Origin of the sequence: Sulfurospirillum sp. MES, from assembly GCF_000789415.1 — a bacterium.
Classification (GTDB): domain Bacteria; phylum Campylobacterota; class Campylobacteria; order Campylobacterales; family Sulfurospirillaceae; genus Sulfurospirillum; species Sulfurospirillum cavolei.
In genome coordinates, this window is record NZ_JSEC01000041.1 from 1 (window position 1) to 1,759 (window position 1,759).

The 1,759-nt window shown below is 27.0% G+C and carries 1 protein-coding gene; it reads right to left on the reverse strand.

Translation table 11 applies throughout. The annotated features are described in order from the left end of the window. Positions 1-139: 139 nt before the first annotated feature. Positions 140-1,573: an HD-GYP domain-containing protein gene (locus OA34_RS13870; RefSeq protein ID WP_286683067.1), complete on the reverse strand. Its 1,434-nt coding sequence runs from the start codon at positions 1,571-1,573 to the stop codon at positions 140-142. Positions 1,574-1,759 lie beyond the last annotated feature (186 nt).

The following is a 1,759-nucleotide window of genomic DNA, read 5'->3' on the forward strand; positions in this document are numbered from 1 at the left end:
GAGAAAAAGCCTTCTATAATGGTGTTTTAGTCGATATTATTATAGCTAAAAGTGCCTATTTTATGGGATTTGAGGAAACTTTTATATAGGAAATTTACGATTTTCTATGTGCGAAAGTTGAGTTATAACTTATGAAATTTTAAATATCTTTGAATCTTTCTCTAATTGTTTTTATTTCATCAAGTGAATGGAAAAAGGCTTCAATAACTTTTGGGTCAAAATGTTCACCTTTTTCACTATTAAATAATTCAAATATTTTTTCATCTTCCCATGCTTTTTTATAAATTCTATCACTTCCTAGTGCATCAAAAACATCTGCTACTGCTGTGATTCGGGCAAATATATGAATATCTTCCCCTTTTAAGCCTCGTGGATATCCTTTTCCATTATATTTTTCATGGTGTTCATTTGATACAATTGCTGCTATTTGTAAAATGGCTTTTGATGAGTGTTTTAGCATATCAAAGCCCAATTGTGCATGAGTTTTCATAATCTCAAACTCTTCAGGTGTTAATTTTCCTGGTTTATTTAAAATATTATCTGGAATGCCAACTTTTCCAATATCGTGCATTGGACTTGCAAGTTTTAACATCTCTGCTTCATCGCTAGAAATACCAAGTTTTAATGCTAAAAGCTTTGAATATTCAGCAACTCTTTTTACATGATTTCCTGTCTCTTTGCTTCTTGTTTCTGCAATTTCACCCATCGTGTAAATAATCTCTTTTTGGGTATTTATGATTTCGTCACTTAAAGATTCTATTTCATTAATTCCATCTTTTATAGAACTTGACATATTTCTCATGGCATATGATATTTCGCCTAGTTCATCTGGTCTATTGATTATTGAGGTATTTTCGTATTTACCATTTTCTATATTTTGAATATTATTTATGATGATTTTTGTATCTTCTTTTAATATCTTTCCAAAAGCTATTGCTAAAATCACTGCTGAAATTATCAGTAACAAGCCTATATAAAATACCTCTAAAGTAACTTGAGAATCAATAACTTTATAATGATTATATCTTCCAATAATTAGTAGTATTGTAATGATTGGTGTGATTGTAAAGATTAAAAAAGTTTCAATAATTCTTTGGGAAATTTTTTCATTAAAGATAGTAAAAACTATATCTTTTGAAAGTTCTTTATATCTTTTTTCAAAAATTATGTACTCAAGTTGAGCCAAAATCGCAGCTCCTAGTGTTAAGTAACTTGAAAATATTCTAAAATGACTTGACATTGGAAAATCAGGATATAAAATATTATGAAGAATAAAAGCTGATAAACCAGCTAATACCCAAGAAATAATACTTAAAAAATAAGCTTGTCTTGGAATGGATAAGTTTTTTTTAGACTCATTGAAGAATGTATATAAAAATTCTCTATAAATTAATTGCAAAAGGAAAACAATAAATAGATTTCTAAATAATTGATTATGTTGTAATCCATCAATATATGGACAAACATTCGTACAAAATGTTTGTAAAAAAATAATAGAACAAAATGATAATAAATAAATCCATACTCTTGTTTTAAAATCTAAAAGACTTTTTATATTAATACTGTTTTGCAAAGCTAAACTCCAAAGAAATAATTATATTTTAGCTGTTTATTGTTTACTTTTTATAAAGTACTCAACTTTCGCATATAGATTCCACTAAATTCATGAACTAAAGTTGATAAACAAAGCCCATAAATAGGTACTTTTTAATATAATTACGTTACCACTAACATCATTATAAAAGGTCTATCTTATGGA